28 protein-coding genes are annotated in these 25,592 nt (G+C 36.6%); 20 read left to right on the top strand and 8 right to left on the bottom strand.

The window, feature by feature from the left end; all coding sequences use genetic code 11:
• Positions 1–24 precede the first annotated feature (24 nt).
• The 3 genes from BUC01_RS09750 to BUC01_RS09740 form a co-directional block, all read right to left on the bottom strand.
• Positions 25–1,011 carry an HlyD family secretion protein gene (locus BUC01_RS09750; protein ID WP_025835132.1) on the bottom strand — a complete coding sequence of 329 codons (987 nt, stop codon included), beginning with the start codon at positions 1,009–1,011 and terminating at the stop codon, positions 25–27.
• 67 nt (positions 1,012–1,078) lie between these two features.
• On the bottom strand, positions 1,079–2,566 hold the full coding sequence (locus tag BUC01_RS09745; RefSeq protein WP_025835130.1) for a TolC family protein: 1,488 nt from the start codon (positions 2,564–2,566) through the stop codon (positions 1,079–1,081).
• A 117-nt stretch (positions 2,567–2,683) separates the two neighbouring features.
• Positions 2,684–3,562, bottom strand: coding sequence for a hypothetical protein (locus BUC01_RS09740; RefSeq protein WP_025835128.1), 879 nt, complete (start codon positions 3,560–3,562; stop codon positions 2,684–2,686).
• Positions 3,563–3,764: 202 nt separating this feature from the next.
• On the opposite strand from BUC01_RS09740, the gene mdh reads away from it, so the two are divergent.
• Positions 3,765–4,706 (top strand): malate dehydrogenase, encoded by a 942-nt coding sequence (mdh, locus tag BUC01_RS09735; protein WP_007210525.1) that lies wholly within the window; start codon positions 3,765–3,767, stop codon positions 4,704–4,706.
• A 228-nt stretch (positions 4,707–4,934) separates the two neighbouring features.
• Here the strand turns inward: mdh and BUC01_RS09730 are convergent, their stop codons facing one another.
• Together BUC01_RS09730 and BUC01_RS09725 are read right to left on the bottom strand one after the other, a co-directional pair.
• Positions 4,935–5,474, bottom strand: coding sequence for a hypothetical protein (locus BUC01_RS09730; protein ID WP_025835125.1), 540 nt, complete (start codon positions 5,472–5,474; stop codon positions 4,935–4,937).
• A 5-nt stretch (positions 5,475–5,479) separates the two neighbouring features.
• Complete coding sequence (locus BUC01_RS09725) at positions 5,480–6,163, bottom strand: DUF3800 domain-containing protein (RefSeq protein WP_025835123.1); 684 nt, start codon at positions 6,161–6,163, stop codon at positions 5,480–5,482.
• Positions 6,164–6,477: 314 nt separating this feature from the next.
• Between BUC01_RS09725 and BUC01_RS09720 the strand changes: the two genes are divergently transcribed.
• Positions 6,478–7,614: an AAA family ATPase gene (locus tag BUC01_RS09720; protein WP_025835121.1), complete on the top strand. Its 1,137-nt coding sequence runs from the start codon at positions 6,478–6,480 to the stop codon at positions 7,612–7,614.
• 114 nt (positions 7,615–7,728) lie between these two features.
• Here BUC01_RS09720 and BUC01_RS09715 read toward each other — a convergent pair whose 3' ends face one another.
• From BUC01_RS09715 to BUC01_RS09705, 3 genes are all read right to left on the bottom strand, one after another.
• Positions 7,729–8,532 (bottom strand): DUF4373 domain-containing protein, encoded by an 804-nt coding sequence (locus BUC01_RS09715; RefSeq protein WP_073313548.1) that lies wholly within the window; start codon positions 8,530–8,532, stop codon positions 7,729–7,731.
• A gap of 33 nt (positions 8,533–8,565) precedes the next feature.
• Positions 8,566–8,919 carry an SH3 beta-barrel fold-containing protein gene (locus BUC01_RS09710; protein WP_025835118.1) on the bottom strand — a complete coding sequence of 118 codons (354 nt, stop codon included), beginning with the start codon at positions 8,917–8,919 and terminating at the stop codon, positions 8,566–8,568.
• 168 nt (positions 8,920–9,087) lie between these two features.
• Positions 9,088–9,348 (bottom strand): hypothetical protein, encoded by a 261-nt coding sequence (locus tag BUC01_RS09705; protein WP_025835117.1) that lies wholly within the window; start codon positions 9,346–9,348, stop codon positions 9,088–9,090.
• 690 nt (positions 9,349–10,038) lie between these two features.
• Here BUC01_RS09705 and BUC01_RS09700 point away from each other — a divergent pair.
• The 18 genes from BUC01_RS09700 to BUC01_RS09615 form a co-directional block, all read left to right on the top strand.
• Positions 10,039–10,572: a UpxY family transcription antiterminator gene (locus BUC01_RS09700; RefSeq protein WP_025835383.1), complete on the top strand. Its 534-nt coding sequence runs from the start codon at positions 10,039–10,041 to the stop codon at positions 10,570–10,572.
• An 18-nt stretch (positions 10,573–10,590) separates the two neighbouring features.
• On the top strand, positions 10,591–11,073 hold the full coding sequence (locus BUC01_RS09695) for a UpxZ family transcription anti-terminator antagonist (RefSeq protein ID WP_025835381.1): 483 nt from the start codon (positions 10,591–10,593) through the stop codon (positions 11,071–11,073).
• Positions 11,074–11,337: 264 nt separating this feature from the next.
• The gene (locus BUC01_RS09690) at positions 11,338–12,786 is read left to right on the top strand and encodes a lipopolysaccharide biosynthesis protein (protein ID WP_025835380.1); all 1,449 of its coding nucleotides are present in this window, start codon (positions 11,338–11,340) and stop codon (positions 12,784–12,786) included.
• A 10-nt stretch (positions 12,787–12,796) separates the two neighbouring features.
• On the top strand, positions 12,797–13,912 hold the full coding sequence (locus tag BUC01_RS09685; protein WP_073313546.1) for a DegT/DnrJ/EryC1/StrS aminotransferase family protein: 1,116 nt from the start codon (positions 12,797–12,799) through the stop codon (positions 13,910–13,912).
• A complete protein-coding gene (locus BUC01_RS09680; RefSeq protein ID WP_025835377.1) occupies positions 13,909–15,099 on the top strand; it encodes an ATP-grasp domain-containing protein in 1,191 nt (396 codons plus the stop codon). Before BUC01_RS09685 ends, BUC01_RS09680 begins: the two co-directional genes overlap by 4 nt.
• Positions 15,100–15,101: 2 nt before the next feature.
• On the top strand, positions 15,102–16,064 hold the full coding sequence (locus tag BUC01_RS09675; RefSeq protein ID WP_034524734.1) for a hypothetical protein: 963 nt from the start codon (positions 15,102–15,104) through the stop codon (positions 16,062–16,064).
• Between the two features lie 3 nt (positions 16,065–16,067).
• Positions 16,068–16,667 carry a GNAT family N-acetyltransferase gene (locus BUC01_RS09670; protein WP_025835374.1) on the top strand — a complete coding sequence of 200 codons (600 nt, stop codon included), beginning with the start codon at positions 16,068–16,070 and terminating at the stop codon, positions 16,665–16,667.
• Positions 16,667–17,833 (top strand): serine hydrolase domain-containing protein, encoded by a 1,167-nt coding sequence (locus tag BUC01_RS09665; protein WP_025835372.1) that lies wholly within the window; start codon positions 16,667–16,669, stop codon positions 17,831–17,833. The genes BUC01_RS09670 and BUC01_RS09665 overlap by 1 nt, the downstream gene beginning before the upstream one ends.
• 121 nt (positions 17,834–17,954) lie before the next feature.
• Entirely contained in the window at positions 17,955–19,067 is a 1,113-nt protein-coding gene (locus tag BUC01_RS09660; protein ID WP_139261846.1) for a hypothetical protein, read from the top strand.
• A gap of 7 nt (positions 19,068–19,074) precedes the next feature.
• The gene (locus BUC01_RS09655) at positions 19,075–20,217 is read left to right on the top strand and encodes a TDP-N-acetylfucosamine:lipid II N-acetylfucosaminyltransferase family protein (protein ID WP_073313544.1); all 1,143 of its coding nucleotides are present in this window, start codon (positions 19,075–19,077) and stop codon (positions 20,215–20,217) included.
• A gap of 15 nt (positions 20,218–20,232) precedes the next feature.
• On the top strand, positions 20,233–20,871 hold the full coding sequence (locus tag BUC01_RS09650) for an acetyltransferase (RefSeq protein WP_025835367.1): 639 nt from the start codon (positions 20,233–20,235) through the stop codon (positions 20,869–20,871).
• 9 nt (positions 20,872–20,880) lie between these two features.
• On the top strand, positions 20,881–21,615 hold the full coding sequence (locus tag BUC01_RS09645; RefSeq protein WP_025835366.1) for an SDR family NAD(P)-dependent oxidoreductase: 735 nt from the start codon (positions 20,881–20,883) through the stop codon (positions 21,613–21,615).
• 23 nt (positions 21,616–21,638) lie between these two features.
• Positions 21,639–22,676: a ketoacyl-ACP synthase III gene (locus BUC01_RS09640; protein WP_025835365.1), complete on the top strand. Its 1,038-nt coding sequence runs from the start codon at positions 21,639–21,641 to the stop codon at positions 22,674–22,676.
• A gap of 8 nt (positions 22,677–22,684) precedes the next feature.
• Complete coding sequence (gene fabD, locus BUC01_RS09635; RefSeq protein WP_073313542.1) at positions 22,685–23,614, top strand: ACP S-malonyltransferase; 930 nt, start codon at positions 22,685–22,687, stop codon at positions 23,612–23,614.
• Between the two features lie 2 nt (positions 23,615–23,616).
• Positions 23,617–23,847 (top strand): acyl carrier protein, encoded by a 231-nt coding sequence (locus BUC01_RS09630; RefSeq protein ID WP_229104683.1) that lies wholly within the window; start codon positions 23,617–23,619, stop codon positions 23,845–23,847.
• Positions 23,848–23,854: 7 nt separating this feature from the next.
• Entirely contained in the window at positions 23,855–24,088 is a 234-nt protein-coding gene (locus BUC01_RS09625; RefSeq protein ID WP_025835361.1) for a phosphopantetheine-binding protein, read from the top strand.
• The gene (locus tag BUC01_RS09620; protein WP_025835360.1) at positions 24,089–24,847 is read left to right on the top strand and encodes an SDR family NAD(P)-dependent oxidoreductase; all 759 of its coding nucleotides are present in this window, start codon (positions 24,089–24,091) and stop codon (positions 24,845–24,847) included.
• Positions 24,848–24,855: 8 nt separating this feature from the next.
• Positions 24,856–25,592, top strand: a 737-nt coding sequence (locus tag BUC01_RS09615) for an SDR family NAD(P)-dependent oxidoreductase (RefSeq protein WP_073313640.1), incomplete at its 3' end; no start/stop codon positions are given.

The following is a 25,592-nucleotide window of genomic DNA, read 5'->3' as shown; positions in this document are numbered from 1 at the left end:
CTGTGTAATCTGTGGTGATTCTCTTTATTTCTTTAATATCACCGACATTCCCGGACGTAGTCCTTCCACCTTTTCCTGTGGCAGCGCTTTCACCTCGAAAGTCTTCAAATCAAACTGTCCGGTTGTTTTCGTAGCTTTCCATGCGGCATACGTGCCGAGATCCTTCATATAATTCACTTTCAACCGGATGTTCTTATCCAGTGCCGGAACGAAAGCCTCAAATTCCGTACCCATGGTCAACCCCTGCAATAAATCCTCGCGGACATTGAAGGTCACCCACATATCATCCAGTATGGCAATATTCATGATCGGTGCGCCGGTTCCTACCAATTCACCCACTTTGGGGAAAATTTCAGAGACTTCCCCTGCGGTTTGTGCTATCAGGTAAGTCTCTTTGATATAAGATTCCACTTCGGCCACAGCCCCTTTTGCACGGTCCACCATGGCGGCGGCGGCAGCTTTGTCTTCGCGCTCAGCACCGTTTTTGGCCATATCATATTGGGCTTTGGCAGCCTTTTCGGTAGCCACGGCAGCATCCCGTTGCGCTGTAACTTCGTCCAGTTTTTGTGCTGTCATTACTCCCTGGTCGGCAAGGTTTTTCACACGTTTGTAAGACTTCTCGGCTATGGCAAGTCCTGCTTTGGCTTTTTGCCACATCTCGAATGCAGCCTGCACCTGTTCGTGGCGGGCACCTTTCAGTGCTTTTTCATTCTGTGCCTGTGCGGCAGCTTCTGCGGCGCGTGCCTGTTCCAGCTTTGCCAATACATCCGGAGCCTCCAGTATGGCAAGCGTATCTCCGGCCTGTACGCTTTGTCCCTCTTTCACCCGGAATTCCAGGATACGTCCCGGCACTTTGCTCGATACACGGTATTCCGTGACCTCAGCCTGCCCTTGTACGATTTCCGGTCCTTTACGCAACATGAAGAAACCGACTACGGCTACGATGGCAATGACGCCTGTCAGCGTTAAGAACGCCAGTAGCATGTTACTGTTTTGTGATTTGGTATCCATCTTATGATTTATGATTTCAGATTTATGATTTATGAACTTAGCTCTATGATTTATGAACTCTCACCTTTTAATTCCTGATTTTTAATTCTCCCACTGCCTTTTTCAGGTAAATATCGGTTAGTTTCACGTCAATCTGTGCATCTATTTTTTCTGATTGGGCGGAAAGCCAGGCTGTATGTGCTTCAAGTACATTGCTGGCGGCTATCACTCCTTCTTCAAATCCGAGGGTGGCATAGCGCAGGTTTTCGTCCGCTTTTTCCAGATTCTTTTCCGCCATTGCCAGCTTCTTGGCAGCTTCGTTCACTTTGAAGACGGACTGATTAACCTGGAGTTCTATCTTTTCTTTGGCGTCGTCCAACTGGTATTGGGCGATGCGGGCTTCCGCTTTGGCAGCTTTCACTTTGTACAGGCCTTCACCCCAATGCCAGATAGGTACTTGCAGCACAACCCCTACATTCCACATTCCTTTGAATTTCTTTTCAAAGCCGTTGAAAACCGAAGGATTCGTCATCATATAACTACCCATCAAGGCCAACGAAGGCATATATTCGGAGCGGGTAACATTTATCTTTTGCTTGTAAATTTCCGTGGCGAGTTCCAAGCTACGTACTTCCGGGCGTGTGGCATACACAGTATTCAAATCTATTCCATTGGCAGCTACCGGGCTGGGACCGAGATCATCTTCGCGTTCATCCGTCAGGGTGATAGGGGAGGAAAGATCCAGGCCACATAGTTGGCATAGTAACATTCTGGATAGACTCAGTCCGTCTTCCACTTTGGTCAGCGTCATTTCCGCTTCGTTCACTTTCACTTTTACCGACAGACCGTCCGCTTTGGTGGCTACACCTTCGGTAATCATCTTGTCTACATCACTTTCCAGTTTCTGCAATAATTTCAGGTATCCTTCTGCTAACTTCTTTTTACTGGCGAGCGATACCACCTGCCAGTAAGCCTGGTCGGTACTGAGGATTACGTCTTGCAGACCGCTGTCATGTTGCTGGCGTGCCAGTTCTTCGGCATATTTGGTGATTTTATTGTAAGCGCGTATTTTGCCACCCATATACAGCGGTTGCGTCAGCGTGAGCGCACCTGCATACATATTACGGGTATCTGTGCGGAATGCATCGACGAGAGAGTTTCCGAGTCCGTTCAGCGGAGTGGCCACATCTACGTTGCCCAATGCCTGAATCAACGCCATGAATTGAGGATTCTGCGTCAATTCGGGATGCTGCGTCAGTATGCCTTGTATGCCGCTTTGCATAGCACCGCTCACTTGGGTTCCCATAGAACCTAAAGCACCCTTTTGGGCATTGCTCAACAGTGAAATTTCTTTTTGAGTGCGCATATATCCACCGGTGGCGGAAATGTCGGGGAGGTAGTTGGTAAACGCTGCTTTTCTCTGATAATGCGCGGAGTTTATTTTCTCCTGGCTTATCAGCAGTTCTTTGTTATTGGCAATTGCCAATGCACGGCAACTATCGAGACTCAAAATCTCTTGTGCACCGACTGAGAAGGTCAGACATACCAACCAAATGAAACAGAAGAACTTTCTCATCGTATCTATACATTAATTAAGGTGATTAAAACACTGCTTATGATGCAACAACAATTGCATAAACAACGATGCAAATGTATAGGCTTTCAGTGAAACCTCAAAATTATTTAAACTTTTTTAGTCCAATGTGAATGACTGCGAGCCAATGAGCATTCCGTCCGCGAAGATATCCACCCGATAAGTACCCGCATACAGAAACTCTTCTACGTTCCAGTACACGGTTATATTTTGCTCCTCACCGTTGTATTCAATGTACTTTTTAATGGAATATCCCAGCTCACGATTCTCATAGGGGAATGTATTGGCGGGATTTTTAGTCAGTACGTCATTGTCCGGTTTAGTGATGCGGACATAGAGGGTACGCTCGCCTGTTTCGGCAGTGATATTCTTGACGATGGTGAATCCTATTTTGAACTTCACTACGTCTTTCACCTTCTTTGCCGTTTTGTCCCGTTTGTTCACAGCCTGTATGTGGATGTTCGTGGCGTCCAGCTGAGCGGCAAGGGTGACTTTTTTGTTCAGATTCTTTTTTTCTTCCGACAGGTTGCTGATTTGGCGGGAAGCATCGTTGTACTTCTGCGTTACTTGGGCAATCACTTCTTTTTGGTGGGCGGTAAGCCGGTTTAATGAATCTATCTGGTTGATATACCCTATCATTACTTTACGTAGTGTGGCAAGTTCATTTTTCAGACGTCGTATTTCGCTGGCATTGCTGCTTTTTACGGTACGCAACTCTTCGAGCAAGCGTTGGGTCTTTGTTTGCTCTTGTTCCAGCAATATGGATAGGGAGTCGTTGGAGACGGTCAGTTTCAGCTCATCATATTGTTGCGCAAAGGTAGTGTACTCATTTTCCAAGTCCTCTTTTTCCAATTGGAATTCCTGTACCAGCTCTTTATTGGTTTGTTTCTCGGACAGTAATAATACGGTAACGCCAATTAGCGCTAATACTAATGCGGTACCTGCAATAATCAACAGCTTATTTTTATTATTTGCCATATTCTCTACTAATAATAGGTGTGTAAAATAGGGTTAGGTCTATTCCGCCGCAAAAATAAGCATTAATCGTCAATCGTTAATCACCAATCCTTAACTAAATAATCATTTAACTAAAATTATTACGGAAAAATTTCTTTAATTACGAATGTCGTTGTACTTTTGTCGCAACTTTATTACACGTATAAACAAAAAAAAGAAGATTATGTCAAAAGTAACCGTAGTAGGTGCAGGTAACGTAGGTGCTACATGCGCTAATGTGTTGGCCTTTAATGAAGTGGCTGACGAAGTGGTAATGCTGGATGTGAAAGAAGGCGTTTCTGAAGGTAAAGCAATGGATATGATGCAGACAGCTCAATTGTTGGGTTTTGATACCACTATTGTAGGTTGCACCAACGATTATGAGAAGACTGCAAATTCTGACGTTATCGTTATCACATCAGGTATTCCCCGTAAGCCGGGCATGACTCGTGAAGAGTTGATCGGTGTGAATGCCGGTATCGTGAAGACAGTTGCTGAAAATGCATTGAAATATTCTCCCAACGCTATCCTTGTAGTTATTTCTAATCCGATGGATACAATGACTTATCTGGCATTGAAATCTTTGGGCTTGCCTAAGAACCGTGTTATCGGTATGGGTGGTGCTTTGGACAGCTCTCGTTTCAAATATTTCCTGTCTCAGGCTTTGGGTTGCAATGCAAACGAAGTGGAAGGTATGGTTATCGGTGGCCATGGTGATACTACTATGATTCCGTTGGCTCGCCTGGCTACATACAAAGGACAACCGGTCAGCACACTGTTGAGCGAAGAAAAACTGAACGAAGTGGTAGCTTCTACTATGGTAGGTGGTGCTACTCTGACTAAGTTACTGGGTACTTCTGCATGGTATGCACCGGGTGCGGCAGGAGCTTATGTTGTTGAGTCTATCATCCACAATCAGAAGAAGATGATTCCTTGCTCTGTATTGCTGGAAGGCGAATATGGTGAATCTGATCTTTGTATCGGTGTTCCCGTTATCCTGGGCAAGAATGGTATCGAAAAGATCGTAGAACTGGAACTGACTGCTGACGAAAAAGAAAAATTCGCTGCCAGCGCTAAGGCTGTTCACGGAACAAACGCTGCATTGAAAGAAGTAGGTGCTCTCTAATCGAGAAAGCGTTTTATATTAATATTTAGTAGCGGTTGACTCCCTTTGTGAGTCAGCCGCTATTTTTTTCATTCTTAATATGATTATTTCAAGGTGTTAAATAAACAATCATGGTGCAAAAAATGTTGTATATTTAAATATATCAGCGTATATTTGCAACGCTCATCTATAAATAGAAGGAGTTTCGGGGCTCGGTTTATCTTGATATAAATCTGAGCCCTGCGTTTTTTATTCAATATTCGGTAAACGCTTCTTCATCTTTTTCTTTATGCCTTTTTCTGCATACTCTTTATTCAGGTAATAGGCTGTTAATAAGTAATAAGAGCTTTTTCTTTGGCATTCGAGAACTATCACATATTTCTCTTTCTTATCGTAAACATATGTTTTGGTAATATCGCAACGTTTTTTCTGATCACGTTCTGTCACGCTGAAGACTTCTATATTTTCAGAAGACAATTCTTGAATGTGATGATTGATCCAATGCAATCGTTGAGAACGGTCTTTTTCAAAAACTCGCTTAGCTGGAAGCAAATTACCATTCTCATCTGTTTCTTGTGCCTCTTCGCAAGTCAGGTGCGTAAATTGTCGCCCCATATCAGCTGCTCCGTCTGATTTGATCGGATAGATTTGCTTCTCTCTGAACTTGAAATTTGGATTATCTTCTATATCTCTTTTGTAGATTCTCATAAGAGATTCTTTACGTTGATGCTCATTCATGTGTAGAATTTCAAGTAATTCCGGATATTTTTTCAGTAGATTAAAAGGCATAACTATTATTTTAGTGAGATAAAGAATAGATTAAATTTTTTCTTTGATAGTGGCGTTGTTCTGTTTAAAGAGATATCTGCGTGCTCTTGAATTTTATCAACAAGTTTTCTTTTTGCCATAACTTTACCTTCCACATCACCTTTTTCAATTCGGAGATTATAGTTAATGGCTCCCATTAATATATCTGCCAACTGCACAAAATAGCTTTCATGAGAACGGATAAACTGAAAGTGTCTGATAGAAGAGTTCCATTTTAAAATATCTTGTAATGTATGGAGCTTCTTATGACTACATGTATCTTTGATATCAAAAAAGACATTATATTCATTCTCCATGTTAGATAAATGATGCAAGAGTTGATAGTACATTCTAAAATAGAAATCATTGAAAGTATATTCAGGGCGAGTCTCATCTATTTGAGATTTGTCTACGACTACAGCTCTGAATTTCATATCTGTTGTAAAGAAATATTTGATGAACTCATTATACATCGGAAATGTAGCGTCATGAACGTTAGTCCATTTTAATTCACCTTCGTAGTTATACTTTACCTTAATAGCTTTGATTTGCTCTTTAGCCATCTTTATCTGGGGATATGCGATACTAACATAGCCTAAAAGCATATATGGATGTCCGTCGTTTTTCAAATGTGTACTTTCATCGCAATAGATATTGAATGTTTTACTCATAGATTTTCATCTTTTATTTTGATTATTTGTTACAAATTTAGCTTCATTATTGAAAGGTATACCATTTACTGTTTTAATTAATCTTAATAAGAACGCTTTTCTATCAGACAAGAGCAAATGAGGCTTCTTTACAAAATACTCATATAGCCGTTTGGAGTCATCTTACACTTATTCTTGAATGCTTCAATAAGCTCCATCGAACCTCATGGATTTCTATAAATATAAATAAAAAAGATACAATGTTATACATTTAGGTATAATACGTTGATGTATATTTTGTATATTTGCCTATTGAATAATTGGAGGATATAAAAATGAAATCACCTTTTCAGTATGGAACATTGGTTGATAAAGATAGTTTTGTCAATCGGGTGGAAGACAGGCAACGTTTAAAAGAGTTTCTCTCTGCCGGTATTAATGTGATGTTGATATCTCCCCGGCGTTGGGGAAAATCTTCACTGGTGAAGGTGGCGATGGATGAATTGAAAGAAGAAAATAAGCAAGTGCGCATTTGTTTCATCGATGCTTTCAGTGTGAAAACGGAAGCTGAATTTCTTCAGACCTTTGCCCGTGAAGTTATTTCATGCGCTTCTTCTACATGGGAAAAACGGTTGGAAGACGTGAAACATTTTCTTACCGGTGTAACTCCCAGCATAACTTTGAAGGACAATATGAGCGAGACGTTATCTCTTGATTTGAAATTGGGCTTTGAAGATAAGCGGGTGATGGAAATACTGGCATTGCCGGAAAAATTGGCTGAAGCAAAGAAAATACATATCATTGTCTGTATTGATGAATTTCAGCAATTGGCCCTGTTTCCTTCTTATCAGTCGTTAGAAGGGAAGATGCGCTCAGTATGGCAGACTCAGCATCACGTTTCGTATTGTTTTTACGGTAGCAAACGCCACATGATGCTGGATATCTTCAATAATTCCTCCAATCCGTTTTATCGTTTCGGTCAGGTGCTTTTCCTCCAGAAAATAGCCGAAGAAGAATGGATACCGTTTATCATCCATTCTTTCCGGAAAACAGGAAAGGAGATTACGGAGAAACAGGCTGCATATATTTGCGAAACGGTGAAATGTCATTCATGGTATGTTCAGCAATATTCATTTTTTGTATGGACGGCTACGCCTGTGAGCGTTTCAGATGAAATTCTGAAGTGTCAACTCCGGATGTTGATAGATACCAATATGCCTATGTTTATCTCGGACACGGAGAATCTGACTGCTTCACAGGTTGCCATGTTGCGTGCGGTGGCTGACGGAGAATCTCAACTCAATGCAGCAGCTGTGGTTAGTAAATATGGGCTGGGGAATCCTCAGACTATCACCCGTAATAAACGAATTCTTGTAGAACGTGATTTTATAGAGAAAAAATCTGATATTTTTACCTTTGCAGACCCTGTTTTTGAACTGTGGTTCCGGCAGCAATATATGTCGCTTATTTAAGTTTTCAGGATGGCTACACCCTTTTCCCCTTATGGCTACACCCTTTATGGCAAAGGGCTACACCATCCGGACGAAAGGGTGTAGCCTGGCAATTGCAGTTGTTTGGGTTGATTATCAGCCGTTTCCGGTGCGCTCTTTTCTCAGTGCGGCGATGATGTATTTTCCTTTTGCCATCACAGTGCTCCACCGGGTGCTCCCAATAACTTTAAACACATAGCCTCCCAACCGTCCGTAATCGGAAAGTTTTAGAATCGCTTTCAACTCATCTCGGTCAACAATATGCAGCTGCTTCAGTTCCAGTATTAATCCTTCCAGATTATGCGTTTTTTTGTTGTAGGCATAACCCGGAATTTCAAAAGAAGACCCCTCCGTTCTCTCTCCTCCATTCTCCCCTTGGGGAGTTAGAGGGGGAGTGTTTTTCTTTTCTTTACTTTCCTTTTCTTTACTTTGTCCGGAATTGCATGCATTTTCGGATGGAAACAATACATCCTGTACCTCATTTTCTTCTTTCCCGTTTTTAGAAACTTTGGTTTCTACGAGGAAATAAGGGAAGGGATTCAAGTCTCGTTTTCTGCGTTTGGTAGCTTCCAGCCATACCTTTTGGATATGTACGGATGTCAATACATGATGTTCCTCATACGTTTTCCGATCGAATATGTCTTTCGCTATCAGAAGTTCTACGATTTCCTGCATTTCTTCGTCCGATAGCTCGTTCCCTAATTTGTGGGCAAAGAGCATACACTGCTCTTTGTTCCACACCAGGTAATACCCTTCTTCTTTATAAATTTTGCCAAGCAGCTTTATGAATGCCGCTACTCCTTTCAGTCCGAAGCGGGCTTCTATCAATTCTGTTGCTACTCCTTCGAGCATACTTATAGTTATGGGGAAATATAGTACCCCTGTACAATTCATTGCCATTTCTTTAGTGATTAAACGATTAGTAATTAATGATTAGCAGACGGGGCTCCAGTCCAATAAATTCTCCAACTGGAAACTTCTCCAACCCTGTGATTCTACATCCCAGTAAATTACAGTACTTTCTATGCGTTCCATTTCATAGAATCGGTGAAAGAAACTTTCATAAGGTATGAGGGTTGCTTTTACCATTTTAAAGGTTATGCCTTGTTTGTAAAAGGCAATAAGGGCGTAGCCGTACTGCATGTGGTCAATGAGGTCGATCAATCTTTGTGCTGACCATTCTGCGCATTCTTCGGAATACCCCTTTTCGAACATGAACCGTTTTTTCCATTTTTCTGTCATTCTTTCACGGACTGGAACCGGATTTTTGAACTCGTGTCTTTTCATCTTACGATATATTTAATTAATAATAATGTTGGTTACGTTTTCAAGCCCATGCCATAGCATAAAAAAAGATGTCGCTTCGCATAAGAGGAAGCGGCATCTCATTGAAGTCTGACTTGGTCTTGTTAACGTGGGGGCAAAGGTAGGTCTTGCTGTTTTGACAGTATCTTTTTAATTCCTGCCTCTTCTGGAGGGTGATTTCTCCTTATGTTTTTCGTTGTGTCTGACTCTTTTATCCTTTTGCCACATTTTTTCTGCCATTTTGGTTAAAGTGCTCTTTGACATAGGGGTTCCGTCATCATTTAGGAAGAGTTTGGTTTCCGCTATGCGTTCTATGAACGGGGCTAATTCGAGTTTTTCGGGTGGAATCTTTTCATTGTTTCCAACGTAGAAATTACCCTCGATGTATCCATCCAAAAGATTTCCCAGCATACTTTCTTGGTTATTGTTAATTCCTTTAACCTTTTTACCCTTAGGACGGCCTCTGTGTGGTTTATTTTCCGCTTGTTCAGAGGATTGCCTGTTCTGTTCACTTGGTTTTACTAACCCTGTTTCTTCGCTTTTAACAGCGTTTTTTTTGATTTACTCATTTTGAAAAATTATTTAATTAAAAACAGTTAATTTGTAAATAAGGGCGCAAAGATACTATGATTGTTAATATGTAGGATAGGGGATGATGAATAAAATGAAATAAAAACTTTTTTGGTAGATGTAATATGCAGTAAATTAGAATGGTATAGTAAAAAATAGGGGGTGTTTAAAAAACGTTCGTTTAATGGGCGCAAAGATAAGGGGTATTTTTCGAACGTGCAAGATGTTTAATAAAAATATTTCTATTATTTCATTTTTTGTCAGTTATATTATTAGTAATCAATGTGATAATATTAATAATATATATATTTAATATCCTCTCATTTTTATGATTTCAAATTTCATGTTGAAGGCATGATCGTGTTGTCTATTAAACGAACGATTAAAAAACGATTTTTTGAATTTAATATCTTCGTTTATAACGTATTAAGTCGAAATATCTATTTGCTACGGTTTGAAAGAGAATATGTCTCGTTCAAACCGCGAAGCGCACCCGGAACTATAGTAAAATCCTCGATTCTCTTTTTGCAAGTGATTGAAAATCAAAAATATTGGTTTGCTGCCCGTACTCGTGACAAACAAGAGTTTGCTGTCCGAAAATCCTTAGATAAGCTTAAGTCCGAAGAGAAGCTGGATCTTGACTGTTATCTTCCCACGCGAATTGTGATATCACAACTGAAGTATCGCCGTAAACGTAGTGAGGTTCCTGTTATCCGAAATTTAATCTTCATCCGTGCTACTAAACAAACCGCTTGCGACATATCCAATGTTTATAATGTCCAGCTTTTCTACATGAAGGATCTATTTACTCATTCCATGCTGGTTGTTCCTGATAAGCAGATGGAAGACTTCATGTTTGTGATGGATTTGAATCCTGATGGGGTTAATTTTGATAACGAACCTTTTGCTATTGGAGATAAAGTGAAAGTTGTCAAGGGGGATTTTAGTGGCATTGAAGGTGAGGTTGCTACAGAAGCTAACAAAACTTATGTGGTTATCCGTATCAAGGGAGTTTTGATTGCAAGCGTCAAAGTACCCAAATCCTATCTAAAGTTTATAAAATAATATCATCTCAATTATAAAATGAATTCTTTACTTTCTCGTGCTGTTGAGCTTCAGCATGCCGCCCATACTTTAATGTATCTCGGCATGGATGGTGAGCCTCTTTATTCTGATGACTTTTGTCGTCAGAATAAGGATGTTCTCTTAAAATCCGATTCTCTTTTTGCTGTAAAAAGTTCCGATATCGAAGAAGAGGCCAATTTGTGTCTGGCTCTTCTGATGGGCTACAATGCCACTATATACAATTATGGTGATAAGGAGCAGAAGAAGCAAGAGATTCTTGTACGTGCTTGTGACGTTTTGGAAGGGCTTCCGGACTCCTTGCTTAAAGTCAGACTGTTGACCTATTGTTATGGTGAGACTTATGAAGAAGCTTTGTTGCAGACTGCCCGTAAGATTGTGGATGGGTGGGGACAGACTTCTCTTACATCCGAACAGGTTGAGGCTGCTGAAGAACTTCGTAATATGGAAGAGAATCCCTATCCATGGGAATATGTCGATTAGTAAAAAATAACCGGGGATTTTGTTTGGAGCGTCTGTATTCTACGCATAATAAATATAAATCAATAAATCACCCTCAGGCGTTCCTATCCCCGGTTTCTATTGTTTATTGAGAACTGTGAATGAATTTCTATAATATATTCAGTAAAGTATTGTGTGTGGTTATGATGACTTGTAAACGTCTTTTGGTTGCAAGATGTCAAGTGTTTATATCAGTTAATAATTTAACTACATTCGTGTAAAGGTTAGACTTAAAATTAACTTTTCGTGTCTAGTTCTCTTAAAAATAAAGCCGTCAAGGGAGTTGCTTGGAGTTTTGTTGATAATATAGCAAATTCAGGAATTACTTTTCTGGTAGGATTGGTTTTAGCTCGGTTGTTATCTCCTGCAGAGTATGGAATAATGGCTATGATTGCCATATTTATAGCAGTCTCAAATTCTATTATTGATAGTGGCTTTTCTAATGCATTGATTCGTAAGATAGAGATCAAACAGATTGATTATAATACTGTGTTTTATTTTAATTTGTTTGTAAGTATTATTTTATATATTTTGCTTTATGCAATTTCTCCGGCTATTAGTGATTTTTTCAAAGAACCCGTTTTGGTAGAAGTAACTCGGGTTATTGGATGGGTGCTTATAATTAATGCTCTAGCAATTATTCCACGGACTATTTTCATTAGGAATGTAGAATTTAAGGTTCAGACTAAGGTTTCTTTAATATCCTCTATATTCAGCGGTATTGTTGGTATTGGTATGGCTTTCTATGGAATGGGAGTTTGGAGTTTAGTAGGACAGCAATTATCCAGGCAACTTCTGAATACTTTATTTCTTTGGACATTTTGCCATTGGCGTCCGGTTTGGGAATTTTCAATGAGGAGTTTTAAAGAAATGTTTGGTTTTGGATCTAAACTTCTTTTGTCAGGGCTGTTAAATACAATTTATAAGGATATTTATTATATCATTATTGGTCGTTTTTATAGCTCCGCTCAGCTAGGACAATATACTCGTGCTCAACAATTTAATATCATATTTTCTAGTAATTTGACATCTGTTGTTCAGCGTGTGAGCTATCCTGTTTTAAGCTCTATGCAAGATGAGTCTGAACGATTGAAGCAAGCCTATCGTAAAGTGATAAAAGTAACGATGTTAGTAACATTTGCCTGTATGTTAGGATTGGCAGCGGTTGCTAAGCCACTAATTGTAATTTTAATTGGTGAAAAGTGGTTGATGGCAGTTTCTTTTCTTCAAATTATTTGCTTTGCTGGTATGCTTTATCCACTCCATGCTATTAATTTGAATATACTTCAAGTCAAAGGGCGTTCTGATTTATTTCTTAAACTAGAAATTTTAAAGAAAATAATAGCTGTTGGTCCCATAATTATTGGAATATTTTATGGAATTGAATATATGCTTTGGGGGAGTGTTTTTACTTCATTTATTGCATATTTTTTGAATAGTTTTTATTCGGCAGATTTGATAAACTATCCTACAAAAGATCAAATAGAAGATATACTTCCCACTTTTGGAGTTTCTTTTGTTACAGCTGCAGTTATGTGGTGTCTTTCTCTATTAGATATTTCTATGTATATTCTTCTTCCGATGCAATGTCTGCTTGGGTTTGTATTATCTGTTGCAATTTATGAGAAACTGAAATTAGAAGAATATATTGAAGTCCGACAAATGGTAATTTCTTTGTTAAAACGAGTAAAATAAATATATTAGAATGGAAAATAAAGTTATTACAGTAACTGCTCCTTTATTACCCTCTTTAGATGATTTTTTACCTTATTTGCAGGATATATGGCAGCGTAAGTGGTTGACAAATAATGGTTATTATCATCAAAAATTAGAGAAGGCTTTATGTGAATATCTGAAAGTGCCATATATAAGCTTATTTACTAATGGAACTTTACCTTTGATTTGTGCTTTACAAGCTTTACGTATAACAGGTGAGGTGATTACTACCCCATATAGTTTTGTGGCTACTACTCATGCCTTGTGGTGGAATGGTATAAAACCTGTTTTTGTAGATATTGATCCGATAACATGTAATATTGATCCTGATAAAATTGAAGCGGCAATTACTCCTAAAACTACTGCTATTATGCCTGTACATGTCTATGGTAGACCTTGTGAAACAGAACGTATTCAAGCAATAGCTGATAAGTATGGTTTGAAGGTGATTTATGATGCTGCTCATGCTTTTGGCGTAGAGGTAAATGGAAATTCTATTTTGAGTGCAGGCGATATGTCTACTTTGAGTTTCCATGCTACGAAGGTTTATAATACAGTTGAAGGCGGTGCCTTAGTCTGTCATGATGAAAATACAAAGAAGCGTATTGACTATTTGAAAAACTTTGGCTTTGCGGGTGAAACAACCATTGTTGCTCCTGGTATTAATGGTAAGATGGACGAGATACGTTCTGCATATGGATTGTTGAATTTGCAGCAGGTTGATGCGGCAATTGCAGCTCGTCGTGAAATTGCTTTGAAATATCGTGAAGGGCTAAAAGAAATCGGAGGCATTCGTTTTATGGATGATATGTCAGGGGTTCGTCATAACTACTCTTATTTTCCAGTATTTGTCGATGCGGAAGATTATGGTATGACCCGTGATGAACTTTATTTTAAGATGAAAGAACAGAATATTTTAGGAAGGAGATATTTTTATCCTTTGATAAGTGAATTTTCCACTTATCGAGGATTAGAGTCTGCTAGTCCTTATAATCTCCCTATTGCAACTCAAATGGCAGATAGTGTGATATGTCTGCCAATGTATTGTGGATTGACACCCCAAGACACTGATAAAATTTTAAATTGTATTTTTCAACAGGGATGAAAAAAATATTAATTTTAGGTGGTACCTATTTTCAAATTCCCGCAATAAGATATGCAAAATCAAAGGGGTACTATGTTGTGACTTGTGATTATTTGCCTAGTAATCCAGGGCATAAATTGGCTGATGAATACTATAACATTAGTACTACTGACAAAGAAAAAGTCTTAGATTTAGCCTCCTCTCTTCATGTAGATGGCATTCTTTGTTTTGCATCTGATCCGGCAGCTCCGACATCTGCTTATGTTTCAGAAAAATTGGGCTTACCTGGAAATTCTTTTGATAAGATTTGCCTCTTGGGAGAGAAGCACTTGTGGCGTCAATTTTTGAGAGAGAATGGTTTTAATGTTCCGAAAGCTAAATCTTATTTTGATATTCAAGAGGTAGATGTTGATGACTGGGAATATCCTGTGATGGTAAAGCCCGTTGATTCTTCAGGTAGTAAGGGAATTACTAAGGTATTTGATAAGGATGGACTTACTGATGCTTTTCATTTTGCATTATCTTATTCAAGGCTAAAAATTGTTTTAATTGAAGAATTTATAGAGAAGGTCGGGCCTCAGATAGGAGGAGACGGCTTTTTTGGTATATCACGTTTAGAATTTGTTTGTTATGGGGATCAAGTAGTGGATAATAGTATTAATGGCTATGTACCTTGTGGTATGAAGTTTCCCTCTTTGTTATCTGCATCTTTAAAGGAAAGGATTACTAATGAAATTGAGCGTGCGATTAGCCTTTCCGGTTTAAAAAATCTATCCTTTAATCTTGAGGTGATGGTAGATAAAAATGATAAGATCTATTTAATGGAATTGGGGCCTCGTAATGGTGGTAATTGTATACCTGAAGTAATTTATAATTATACAGATGTTAATATGGTTGCATTGGCCGTTGAAGCCTCTTTGGGAAATACTTTTCCTATATGTTGCCATATCAATAAGCATGTTTTTGCGTATTATGCCTTGCATAGTCGTATTTCTGGTATTTATAAAGGATACAGGTTGCTAGGCAGTTTTCAAGGAAAAATTAATGGTAGTTATATTTTTTTGGAAGAGGGTGATATAATAAATGCTTTTCTTGGTTCAAATGAAACAATTGGAATTTTGTTATTAGAGTTTAATAAATATAGTGATATGGATGATTTTTTTAACTCTCCGTCATCTTATGTAGAGGTTCTTGTAGAGGAGTTATGATAATGAATAAGATAGAAATCGGAGGCTATTTCCATTTAGAATTATCACGTAAAAGAAAAAAATTCATTCATGATGATGGGGTTTTACTGAATTCTGGGAGGAATGCTTTAGAATATGTTTTGTCCTCAAAAAAAATAGAGAGGTTATGGATTCCATATTATACATGTGACACTATATTAGAACCTCTCATAAAATTGAATATTGATTATTCATTCTATTCAATTAATCAACAATTGGAACTTTATGACTTAAAAAGATTGTCCTCTGGAGAGTTTATTCTCTACACTAATTACTTTGGAGTGAAAGATGAATATGTTAAGTCTCTTTCGGAAGTGTACGGTGATAGGCTCATCGTTGATAATGCTCAATCTTTTTATTCTGATGTTACTGCTGGCCCCTCTTACATTTATAGTCCTCGGAAGTTTGTAGGGGTACCAGATGGTGGAATTGCTTATTCGGGTTTAACTTATTTGGATTCTCAGCTTGAAATGGATATATCTTTTTCTCGTTGCAGTCATTTATTGAGGCGTTATGATGAGAAGGCTTCGAATGGATATAATGACTTTAGAGAAAATAGCAAGTTACTTTCTATGCAGCCTATGAAAACTATGTCACAGTTAACGCGAGCATTGCTTTTTAGTATTGACTTTGAGCAGATCAAAGAGATTAGATTACGTAATTTTTCTTATTTGCATGATAATTTGTATTTAACGAATCTGTTGGACTTAAATATGGCTTTTTCATGCCCTATGGTATATCCTTATTATACGGAAAATGCTCTTGAAATAAGAAACCGATTGCTTGCTAATAAGATATATGTTGCAACTTATTGGCCTAATATATTTCAATGGTGTACAACTTGTGACTTGGAATATCAATTGGCGAATAAGATTCTTCCTTTGCCAATAGATCAACGTTATGGGTTTCGTGAAATGGATATTATTTTGAGTGTTATAGCTGGATAGAATATGGATAATAATAAGATATTTCTAAGAGGATTTGAGCTTGAAGATTATATTTTAATAAATAAATGGAGGAATGATCCTGAGATTCAGAACCTTCTTTCAGGTAATTTCAGATATGTTTCTTCGGAAATAGAGAAAGAGTGGGTTAAACAAAAAATGATGAATAACACTAAGGAACTTTATTTAGCCATTTGTTTAGCTGAAGGTGAGCGTGAGATGATTGGGTATACTTCTATTAATAATATTGATTATATTAATCGTTGTGCTCATGGAGGGGGAATTATTATTGGAAATAGACAATATAGAGATGGTGAGATTAGATATGAAGTTGGAAAAATGATTAGAGAGTTAGTTTTTGATCATATGAATTTAAATCGTTTTACGGGTGCTTGTTTGGCTGAACATAAAACTTCGAAAATAATGATGGAAGCTTGTGGATTTCAATTAGAGGGAGTAAAGCGACAAGCTGTTTATAAAAATGGGATTTATCATGATCAGCTCTTTTTTTCTTTGTTACGGGAGGATTATTATAAATTGATGCAAGAGGGAGAATATACTTTGAAAGCTTATGCCAAACGAATAAAAAGTATAAGAAAACATTGATGATACGCTTTTTTGTGCTGTGTTTATTGTTTCTCTTTAGCATCCAAATGTATTCACAATATTCAATAGGAAAGCTGAGAAAAGTAGAAGCAGAAGTTAAAGAAATAATGGATGAACTTCACGTGATAGGTTTATCTGTTGCAGTAGTCAATAAGGGAGAAATAGTATATAAAAGATCATTTGGTAATAAATCTATTGATTCATCTAATAGTGCTAAGAAAGAGATGTTGTGCGATGAATATATTTTTAGGATTGCTTCTATTTCTAAGACTTTTGTTGCTACGGCAATATTACAGTTGGCGGAAAATGGAAAATTGAAACTGAATGATGATGTAAATAAAATTTTGGATTTTAAAATATCTAATCCCAATTATCCATATATTCCAATAACAATAAAAATGTTATTATCTCATCGTTCTAGCATAAATGATAAGCTGGGATATAATTCTTTTAATCATATAAACCCGGAAAAAGGAAATAAATATAAGTTATGTTATAATGATTATGCACCGGGTGAAGGTTATCAATATTGCAATTATAATTATACTCTGTTAGGGGCTATTATAGAAAAAGTTTCCGGGGAAAGATTTGATAACTATATAGAGAATCATATAACGGCACCATTAGGTTTGAAATGTAGTTTCAATGTCGATAAGTTGGATTCTTCTTTATTTGTTCCTCTTTATAAATATGATGAAAAAGCAAGGAAATTTAAATTAATGTCAGATGTATATAAATCTTATGCAAAGCAATTAAAAGGCTATAAGATGGGAATATCTACTCCTTGTTTTGTACCAGCAGGAGGAATGAAGATTGCAACAGGAGATTTAGCTAAGTATATGATTATGCATATGCAAGATGGGATATACAATCATAAGAGGATTATAACAAGAAAGAGTGAGAAGCAAATGAGAAATGTATTAACTCCAGAATCTTCGTATGCTCTTTCTTTTAGAGAATATAAAAATCTTATACCACATGAAACATTATATGGTCAAACTGGTGGAGCTTATGGATTATATAGTGCAATGATTTTTCATTCTTATAAAAAGTATGGCTTTATCATAATTACTAATGGATGTTTGTCGAAATTTGTTGATGGGTATAATGACCTTCATAAAAGTCTTATCAAATGCTTGTATAACAATTTGATAGTGCAAAAGTGAAATGCGAAACTTTTTTTCTTTAAGAATAACCACAAATTCAGTTTTAAACTTCTTTCTAGGAGTGAGTTTTTTGCTTATGATGTTTAAATCATTTAGGCTGTATTTCACTTGGGATATCTCTATGGTATTAATTGCAATTTTAGGTGGAGGCTCTAGTTTACTATACTATATACATTACTATAAAAGGATATATGATAAAACGACTTTGTATCAAGTCTTTTTGTGTTTTTCTATAACTCTTGTTTTTCTATATGAAATATTAACTATATCAGAATTTAACATATTGTCTTTATTTACAGTATTTACATCTTTATGGTGCTCTGTATTTCTTATATTATCAGATTATTCGACCCAAGTAAGATTGTTGCGTTATGTGGTTAAAGCAACTCAAATAATAGTTGCTATATCATTAGTAGGTTGGTTATTATATCTTTCAAATGTACCATTACCACATTATTATTCGGAGACGGATGCTTTCTATACACATACAGTCTATTATTTATTTATCTTAAATGGTATTCCAGAGTTACAAATAATGCCTCGTTTTGCTGGAATGTTTTTGGAACCTGGGCATCTTGGTACTATTTGCTGTCTTTTACTATACGTAGAAGGGTTTAATCTGAAAAAAAAAGGAAATATTATTTTGTTATTAGGAGTGCTCTTTTCTTTATCCCTGGCTGCTTATGGCTTATTAATCGGTGGAGTGGCTCTTTATATTTTTTATAATACAAAAAGGGGAATGATATACGTGACAGTTTTCTCTTTGTTTATTGCTGTTATATGGATAATGTCTATAAATTATAATTCAGGTGAAAACTATTTGAACAAGCGTATTTTTGAGCGTTTAATCTTTGAAGATGGTGAGATGATGGGGGCTAATCGTACTACTGATTTTTTTCAAACTCGATTTGATCGTTATGTTATTAGTTCAGATATATGGTTTGGAGTGGGGCGGGATGCTTTTGATGCAAAAGGGACTTCTACGACTAATATATTGAATGGCTGTGCGGGATGGAAACGTTTTTATTTTTTGCGTGGTGTAGTTGGCTGTTTTCTATTATTGTTATTCTTGTTTTCTTATTGGAGAAAATATCCGTCTTCAAAAGCAGGGGCATTTTTAATACTTTTTTTTGTAGCAAATATGATACGAGATTACCCTTTACGAGAATATTTTTTATTTATCTATTTATTATCTATTCCTGTGTTATACCAAGGAAAGGTTGAATTTAAATGATGATAATATGAGTGCTTTGCATCTATGTTTTGATGGGAATTTTATAAATAAATGCTTGGAAGTTTTTGAAAAATATTATCCAGGCCAAAATTTGTTTCTTGTTAATAAAGAAAAGGATCAGTTTAAAATACTTCAATCAGACAGGCGTTTGTTGAGAGTCCCATTTGTAAAGGAAAATTTTCCGTTGATTTTACAATTGTGTTTAGAGAATAATGTTGATAAAATAATATTGCATGGTTTGAAATCTGATTTAGTTGATTGCCTAAGATTTTTAAAACAGAATATTGATTGTAGGGTTTATTGGATCTTTTGGGGATATGAACTTTATTTTACTTTAGGTAATTTAGGTAAATATAAATTATTTGATGGTTTCTTGAATCCTTTTCTTAGAGATACTTATTATTCTCCCAATAGACTAAGTTTCATTGTTAAACGGTTTTTTTATGGAAAGCGGTTATTGTCTGACGTTTTTAAGGAAGCCTTAACTATGATCGATTATTTTTGTTTTTGGAATTACAAAGATTATGAATTGTTACAAGCTCATTTTCATACAAATATAAAGTATAAATACTTTGCGTATATGGCTTCGGAGGAAACTGCGATAAAAGTAAATATAGAAGATGTTGTTTGTAAGAAAAGTAAAACACTTATGATTAATCATCAGGCTTCTAATACCGGAAATCATAACACGGTGATGAAGAAAATAGCTTGGTTAGATGCTAAAAATGATTATAAGAAGATCGTTCCTCTTTCTTATGGTAGTTCCCGCATAAGAAAGCTTGTTTTACGACAAGGTCGGCACTTGTTTAAAGAACAATTTAATCCTATATTAGAATATATGCCTCGTGATAAATACTTTGAACTAATGTCTTCGGTTGAAGTTGCTGTTTTTGGCCAGAAACGGCAAGAAGCTTCAGGTAATATATCCACTTTGTTAAGGAATGGAGTGAAAGTCTTTTTGCGTGAAAAAAATAATCTTCTACAATATTATCGAGAAAAGGGATATATTATTTTTTCGTTTGAAAAAGATTTGAATTCAATAGATGATTTAAAACCTTTGTCTTTAGAGGAGCAAGCATATAATAGGGATTGTAGTGTTAGAAATCGCATTTATTATGATCGATTTATGCCATCTTTTTTTGATGAATAAGTAAAATTAGAATTTATGAATGATTTGATAATATTAGGAGCAGGAGGTATGGGGCGTCAATTATATTTTTTGGCTTCCTGTTGTGAAGGGTATGGTCGTGAATTTATCATTAAGGGCTTTTTGGATGATAATCCAAGCGCCTTGGATGATTTTGAAGGTTATCCTCCAATAATAGGTTCTATAGAGTCTTATGAAATACAACCTCAAGATGTTTTTGCAATCTCAATTGGTGATGTACAAATAAAGAGGAAATGTATCAAGACTATTCAAGATAAGGGAGGGGAATTTTTGACATTGGTGCATCCATGTGCAGGCATTTCTCAGAATGTAAGAATTGGAACGGGATGTATTATTGCTGCTAATGCGTACATTGGAGTTGATTCTACTATCGGTGATTTTTCTTTTATTCAAAATGGGGCTATTATTGGTCATGATGTAAAAATTGGAAATTGGTGTAGGATTGATTGCCATGCAGTTTGTATTGCAGGAGTAGAATTGGGAGATGCTGTTTGTATTCATACTGCTGCCGTGATTAACCATAATATAAAGGTAGCTAGTGGGGCATGTGTAGGAGCAGGTAGCTTTGTTATACGTAATATAAAGAATGCAATAACGGTATATGGAAATCCTGCGCGAAAAATTGATATTAAATAATAAAAGTATATGAGTCTTGTTTATTCATTAGAAGAGAAAATTGTATTAGTTACCGGTTCTTCTTCCGGTATAGGGAAACAGATTGCATTGCGTTGCTCGGAAGCTGGTAGCTTCACAATAATTACTGGCCGAAATGAAGAAAGATTAAATGCAGTGTATCAAAATCTAAACCAAGAAAAAAGGCAGAAATATATTTCTGATTTATCTGATGAAGTAGGGATATCTGATCTTGTTTCTTCTCTTCCACAACTTGATGGAATTGTTTTGTGTGCAGGTATGGTAAAAACTGCTCCAATTAAATTTAATTCACGCAATAGTGTTGAGGAGGTTTTTAAAACAAATACTTTTTCTAATATTACATTACTTCAATATTTATTTCGACATAATAAAATAAAGAAAGGGGCTTCGGTTATTTTTATTTCTTCTGTGGCTTCAATAAAGCCTTATAAAGGTAATTCTTTGTATTCAGCTTCTAAAGGAGCATTAAATTCATTTGCGAAAGTGATGGCTTTGGAATGTGGCGTTAAAAGAATACGAGTGAATTGTATTCATCCGGGAATCATCCGTACCAAACCGGTAAGTAACTTTTCTGAGGAGGAAATGGCCAAACAGGCCGCTTCTATACCATTGGGTTTTGGAGTACCAGATGATATAGCCTATGGATGTATATATTTGTTGTCAGATGCTGCGAAATGGATAACAGGAACTGAATTAATTATAGATGGTGGTCAGTCTATTAGCTAATTATTAATAATATAATTAAAATAATGAAGTGTTTAATAAAGAATGTAGAAATTAAGGCTATTGCAACATGTCTTCCTCAAAATACTTTTGAGATGAATAGTTTAAAAGGGAAATATGAGGATAAAGAAATAGATAACATGATGAAGACAACAGGAGTTGTCAGGGTTCATGTAGCAGAACAACGTCAGACAACTTCTGATTTATGTTTTGAAGCAGCAGAACTTTTACTGAAAAGTGAAGACATTAATAAGGATGAAATAGATGGCGTTGTGTTTGTTTCTCAAACATTTGATTATTTATATCCAGCTACTTCTGTAGTCTTGCAACAGCGCTTGGGATTATCTAAGGAAACTATTTGCTTTGATATTTCTTATGGATGTTCCGGCTATATGTATGGACTTTTTCAAGCTGCTTCTATGATTCATATCGGCGCATGTAAAAATGTATTATTGATGGCTGGAGATACAAATACGAAGATATTGAATCCCGATAACCTTGGGGCCAGAATGGTTTTTGGTGATTGCGGATCTGCAACTTTGGTTTCTGTAGGTACTTCTTCTATTGGATTTCATTTGTGCTCGGATGGTTCAGGAGCAAATACAGTTATTAATGTGAATGGAGGGTTTCGCCATTGGCCTGATAATGCTCAGAAATTGGATTTTAGTAAAAATGCAAATAAGGGCGATGACGTTTTTGCTTTTATTGTATCATGTGGTACGAAGAGTATTAAAACTATTTTAGATTTTATGGAATGGGACAAAGATGAAGTTGATCTTTATGCTTTGCATCAAGCCACAAAGTTTACTTTAGATTTTATGAAAAAGAAGCTTAAACTCAATGAAGATAAAGCTCCTTTCGATATTAAAAATTATGGAAATACAGGACCTACGACTGTACCTTTGGTTATAACGGATTATGCACATAAAGGTCTAGAGGTCGATACTACAAAATGGAAAAAAGTAGTGTTGGCAGCTTACGGTGTTGGCTTATCGTGGGGGAGTATTGCATGCGATTTATCAAAAACCAACATTTATAGACCCATTAATCAAGACTTAAGATAAATATAATTATGAATGCTTTTATATTTCCCGGACAAGGTTGCCAAAAAGAAGGAATGGGAAAAGAATTATATGATAATTTTCCTAAGGCAAAAGAAATTTTTGAGTTAGCTAATGAATTTTTGGGGAGAAGAATTACTGATGTTATGTTTTATGGAACAGAGCAACAGTTAATGGAAACTCAAAATACGCAGCCTGCAGTTTTTTTGTATGAAGTTGCTTTGGCTTTATCTCAAGATCATATATTCCCAGATGTTGTAGCAGGGCATTCTTTGGGTGAATTTGCTGCTTTAGTAGTGAACGGTACTATTAGTTTTGAGGATGGATTGAGTTTGGTGTTACATAGAGCATTAATAGCTCAGAAAACATGTGAGAATACTAATACTGCTATGGGGGCGGTAATAGGACTTTCTGATGAATACGTAGCGAGAAGAATAAAAGAAATTTGGGATGAGACGGGGGAACCTATTTATTTTGCAAATTACAATGGACCCGGTCAGGTCGTTATTTCAGGCTCTAAAAAAGGAATAAGACAAGCCTGTAAAGCATTCATGAAAGAAGGGGCGAAAAAAGCTGTACCATTAATGATTGGTGGCAGTTTTCATACGCCCTATATGGAAGAAGCTCGTTTAGAACTAAAAAAGCATATTGATGAGACTATTTTCAATTCGCCAGTAATTCCTGTTTGTCAATGTGTTGATGGAAAATTAAATTTAGATCCGGAAAAAATTAAAAATAATCTTATTGAGCATATAACTCATCCAGTCTTATGGACTCACATGGTTCACAATATGGTGAGTAGTGGAGTGGATAAGTTTTATGAAGTTGGTCCAGATGATACTTTGCAAAAAATAGTAACTCGCATGTATCCTGAAAAAAAGATAACTACAATTTGGTCAATACCTATATATAAACAATATAACCCATTAAATAATATTTGAATATGATTACTTTAAATGAATTTGTAGCAAAATTTGCTTCTGAGTTTGATGAAACTCCCGTAGAGAAATTTACTCCTAGTACAGTTTATAAAGAATTGGATGAGTGGGGGTCATTGACTGCTCTTTCTATTATTTCAATGATTGATGAAGAGTTTGATAAGTTTTTGACTGGAGCTGATTTGCGCTCTGTATCTACGATAGAAGAATTGTATGGTTTAATACAAACTAAATAATATGATAATGGATATACAATATTTTGTTGAAAAGTTTGCTGAACAATTTGACGAGACGGATATTGACTGTTTTAGTCCAAAAACAGTTTTTAAAGAACTTGATGAATGGTCTTCTCTAATAGCATTGACTCTTATTGCCATGATTGACGAAGAGTATGATGTTACTCTGAAAGGAGAGGATATCCGTGACGCTACTACAATCGAAGACTTGTTTACTATAATTGGGAAAATTAAAAATTGAATGTGCTATAATCCATATACGCTTGATAATAAAGTGGTTCTTGTCACGGGAGCTGCTGGTGGCATTGGACGACAAACAGCCATTGATTGTTCTAAAATGGGAGCAAGTCTTGTTTTGACTGATATAAATGAGAGTGGGCTGCAAGAGACGCATAATCTTTTGGATTATTCTCAGGGACAGTCACATGCATACTATAAAGCAGATCTTACAAATGAAACTGAAATTATACAATTAGTTGATATTCTCCCTGTCTTGGACGGATTAGTTTGTAACGCAGGGGTGATGAAATTAACGCTAACACAGTTTCTAACTTTAGAAGAGATAGAGCGTGTGCATAAGATAAACTTAATTGCTCCGATGTTATTGACGAAATATTTGATTAAAAAGAAAAAAGTAAAAAAAGGGACTTCACTTGTTTTTTTAGCTTCTGCTGCTGGAGTATTTCGTGTGTCTATTGCAAATGGAATATATGCAACGACCAAATGCGGTATTGATGCTTTTATGAGAACAGTTGCTTTGGAATTAGGTCCGAAAGGAATTAGGGCTAATAGTGTTAATCCTGGTGTAGTTGAAACGAAACTTATTAATAATGGACAGTTTACAGAGGAGCAGCGTCAAGCGGAATTGAAAAACTATCCATTGAGGAGGTATGGTACTCCATTGGATATTGCTTATGCTGTTGTCTATTTGTTGTCGGATGCTTCTTCTTGGGTGACTGGTACTGCGTTGAAAATAGACGGTGGAATGACACTTAGTTAATTATGTATATGCAAAACTCATTATTGAAACAAAAAGTTTGTATTATTACCGGTGCCGCGCAAGGTATCGGTAAATCTATAGCTGAACGTTTTGCTTCCGATGGTGCAATAGTTTATGCTTGTGACCGTGCTGAAAGAGTTATGGATGAATGGGCGAAGGCTTGCTCAGAAGATAATAATACCCGTGTGCTTCCTTTATATTTTGATGTGACGGATGCTACAGCTGTAAAATCAGCCTTTATGTCCGTATTCAAACAAGAAGGTCGTATTGATGCACTGATTAACAATGCGGGTGTGGTATTTAATAAGAAAATCGGTATGATATTGCGTCCGGAAACAGAACTGATGTTCCGTGTGAATGTAATAGCTGTAATTGAAATGATTCAGCTGGTTTCTCGTTTGATGGCTCGCAATCACAGCGGCTCTATTGTAAATATTGCATCGGTAACGGCAGTACTAGGCTCACCGGGGCAATCTGCTTACTCTGCAACCAAAGGAGCAATCATGGCTTTTACTAAATCTGCAGCTAAAGAATTGGCTCCTCTGGGTATTCGTGTGAATGCTGTTGCACCGGGTATTGTCAAAACGGAACGCTTTTCAGAGCTTTATGAAGAAAGTGGTGAAAAAATCGATACTCGTATTCAAAAGATCGCTTTAGGACGCTTGGGAACTCCTGAAGATGTTGCTAATGCTTGTGCTTTTCTTGCTTCAGACCGTTCTTCTTATATTTCAGGTCAGATATTGGG

It is taken from the genome of Bacteroides stercorirosoris (genome assembly GCF_900142015.1).
Lineage (GTDB): Bacteria > Bacteroidota > Bacteroidia > Bacteroidales > Bacteroidaceae > Bacteroides > Bacteroides stercorirosoris.
The sequence above is the reverse complement of the archived record's forward strand: the minus strand, read 5'-3'. Positions and strand labels throughout refer to the sequence as shown.

What these genes read in the sequence shown, in the direction of transcription:
- BUC01_RS09720 (WP_025835121.1), top strand. Translation starts at nt 6,478, where the DNA reads ATGAAATCACCTTTTCAGTATGGAACATTGGTTGATAAAGATAGTTTT.
- mdh (WP_007210525.1), top strand. Translation starts at nt 3,765, where the DNA reads ATGTCAAAAGTAACCGTAGTAGGTGCAGGTAACGTAGGTGCTACATGC.
- BUC01_RS09650 (WP_025835367.1), top strand. Translation starts at nt 20,233, where the DNA reads ATGAATGATTTGATAATATTAGGAGCAGGAGGTATGGGGCGTCAATTA.
- BUC01_RS09710 (WP_025835118.1), bottom strand. Translation starts at nt 8,919, where the DNA reads ATGAAAAGACACGAGTTCAAAAATCCGGTTCCAGTCCGTGAAAGAATG.
- BUC01_RS09655 (WP_073313544.1), top strand. Translation starts at nt 19,075, where the DNA reads ATGAGTGCTTTGCATCTATGTTTTGATGGGAATTTTATAAATAAATGC.
- BUC01_RS09640 (WP_025835365.1), top strand. Translation starts at nt 21,639, where the DNA reads ATGAAGTGTTTAATAAAGAATGTAGAAATTAAGGCTATTGCAACATGT.
- BUC01_RS09625 (WP_025835361.1), top strand. Translation starts at nt 23,855, where the DNA reads ATGGATATACAATATTTTGTTGAAAAGTTTGCTGAACAATTTGACGAG.
- fabD (WP_073313542.1), top strand. Translation starts at nt 22,685, where the DNA reads ATGAATGCTTTTATATTTCCCGGACAAGGTTGCCAAAAAGAAGGAATG.
- BUC01_RS09665 (WP_025835372.1), top strand. Translation starts at nt 16,667, where the DNA reads ATGATACGCTTTTTTGTGCTGTGTTTATTGTTTCTCTTTAGCATCCAA.
- BUC01_RS09685 (WP_073313546.1), top strand. Translation starts at nt 12,797, where the DNA reads ATGGAAAATAAAGTTATTACAGTAACTGCTCCTTTATTACCCTCTTTA.
- BUC01_RS09675 (WP_034524734.1), top strand. Translation starts at nt 15,102, where the DNA reads ATGAATAAGATAGAAATCGGAGGCTATTTCCATTTAGAATTATCACGT.
- BUC01_RS09620 (WP_025835360.1), top strand. Translation starts at nt 24,089, where the DNA reads ATGTGCTATAATCCATATACGCTTGATAATAAAGTGGTTCTTGTCACG.
- BUC01_RS09740 (WP_025835128.1), bottom strand. Translation starts at nt 3,562, where the DNA reads ATGGCAAATAATAAAAATAAGCTGTTGATTATTGCAGGTACCGCATTA.
- BUC01_RS09695 (WP_025835381.1), top strand. Translation starts at nt 10,591, where the DNA reads ATGAATTCTTTACTTTCTCGTGCTGTTGAGCTTCAGCATGCCGCCCAT.
- BUC01_RS09670 (WP_025835374.1), top strand. Translation starts at nt 16,068, where the DNA reads ATGGATAATAATAAGATATTTCTAAGAGGATTTGAGCTTGAAGATTAT.
- BUC01_RS09745 (WP_025835130.1), bottom strand. Translation starts at nt 2,566, where the DNA reads ATGAGAAAGTTCTTCTGTTTCATTTGGTTGGTATGTCTGACCTTCTCA.
- BUC01_RS09630 (WP_229104683.1), top strand. Translation starts at nt 23,617, where the DNA reads ATGATTACTTTAAATGAATTTGTAGCAAAATTTGCTTCTGAGTTTGAT.
- BUC01_RS09645 (WP_025835366.1), top strand. Translation starts at nt 20,881, where the DNA reads ATGAGTCTTGTTTATTCATTAGAAGAGAAAATTGTATTAGTTACCGGT.
- BUC01_RS09705 (WP_025835117.1), bottom strand. Translation starts at nt 9,348, where the DNA reads ATGCTGGGAAATCTTTTGGATGGATACATCGAGGGTAATTTCTACGTT.
- BUC01_RS09750 (WP_025835132.1), bottom strand. Translation starts at nt 1,011, where the DNA reads ATGGATACCAAATCACAAAACAGTAACATGCTACTGGCGTTCTTAACG.
- BUC01_RS09730 (WP_025835125.1), bottom strand. Translation starts at nt 5,474, where the DNA reads ATGCCTTTTAATCTACTGAAAAAATATCCGGAATTACTTGAAATTCTA.
- BUC01_RS09725 (WP_025835123.1), bottom strand. Translation starts at nt 6,163, where the DNA reads ATGAGTAAAACATTCAATATCTATTGCGATGAAAGTACACATTTGAAA.
- BUC01_RS09680 (WP_025835377.1), top strand. Translation starts at nt 13,909, where the DNA reads ATGAAAAAAATATTAATTTTAGGTGGTACCTATTTTCAAATTCCCGCA.
- BUC01_RS09715 (WP_073313548.1), bottom strand. Translation starts at nt 8,532, where the DNA reads ATGGCAATGAATTGTACAGGGGTACTATATTTCCCCATAACTATAAGT.
- BUC01_RS09660 (WP_139261846.1), top strand. Translation starts at nt 17,955, where the DNA reads ATGGTATTAATTGCAATTTTAGGTGGAGGCTCTAGTTTACTATACTAT.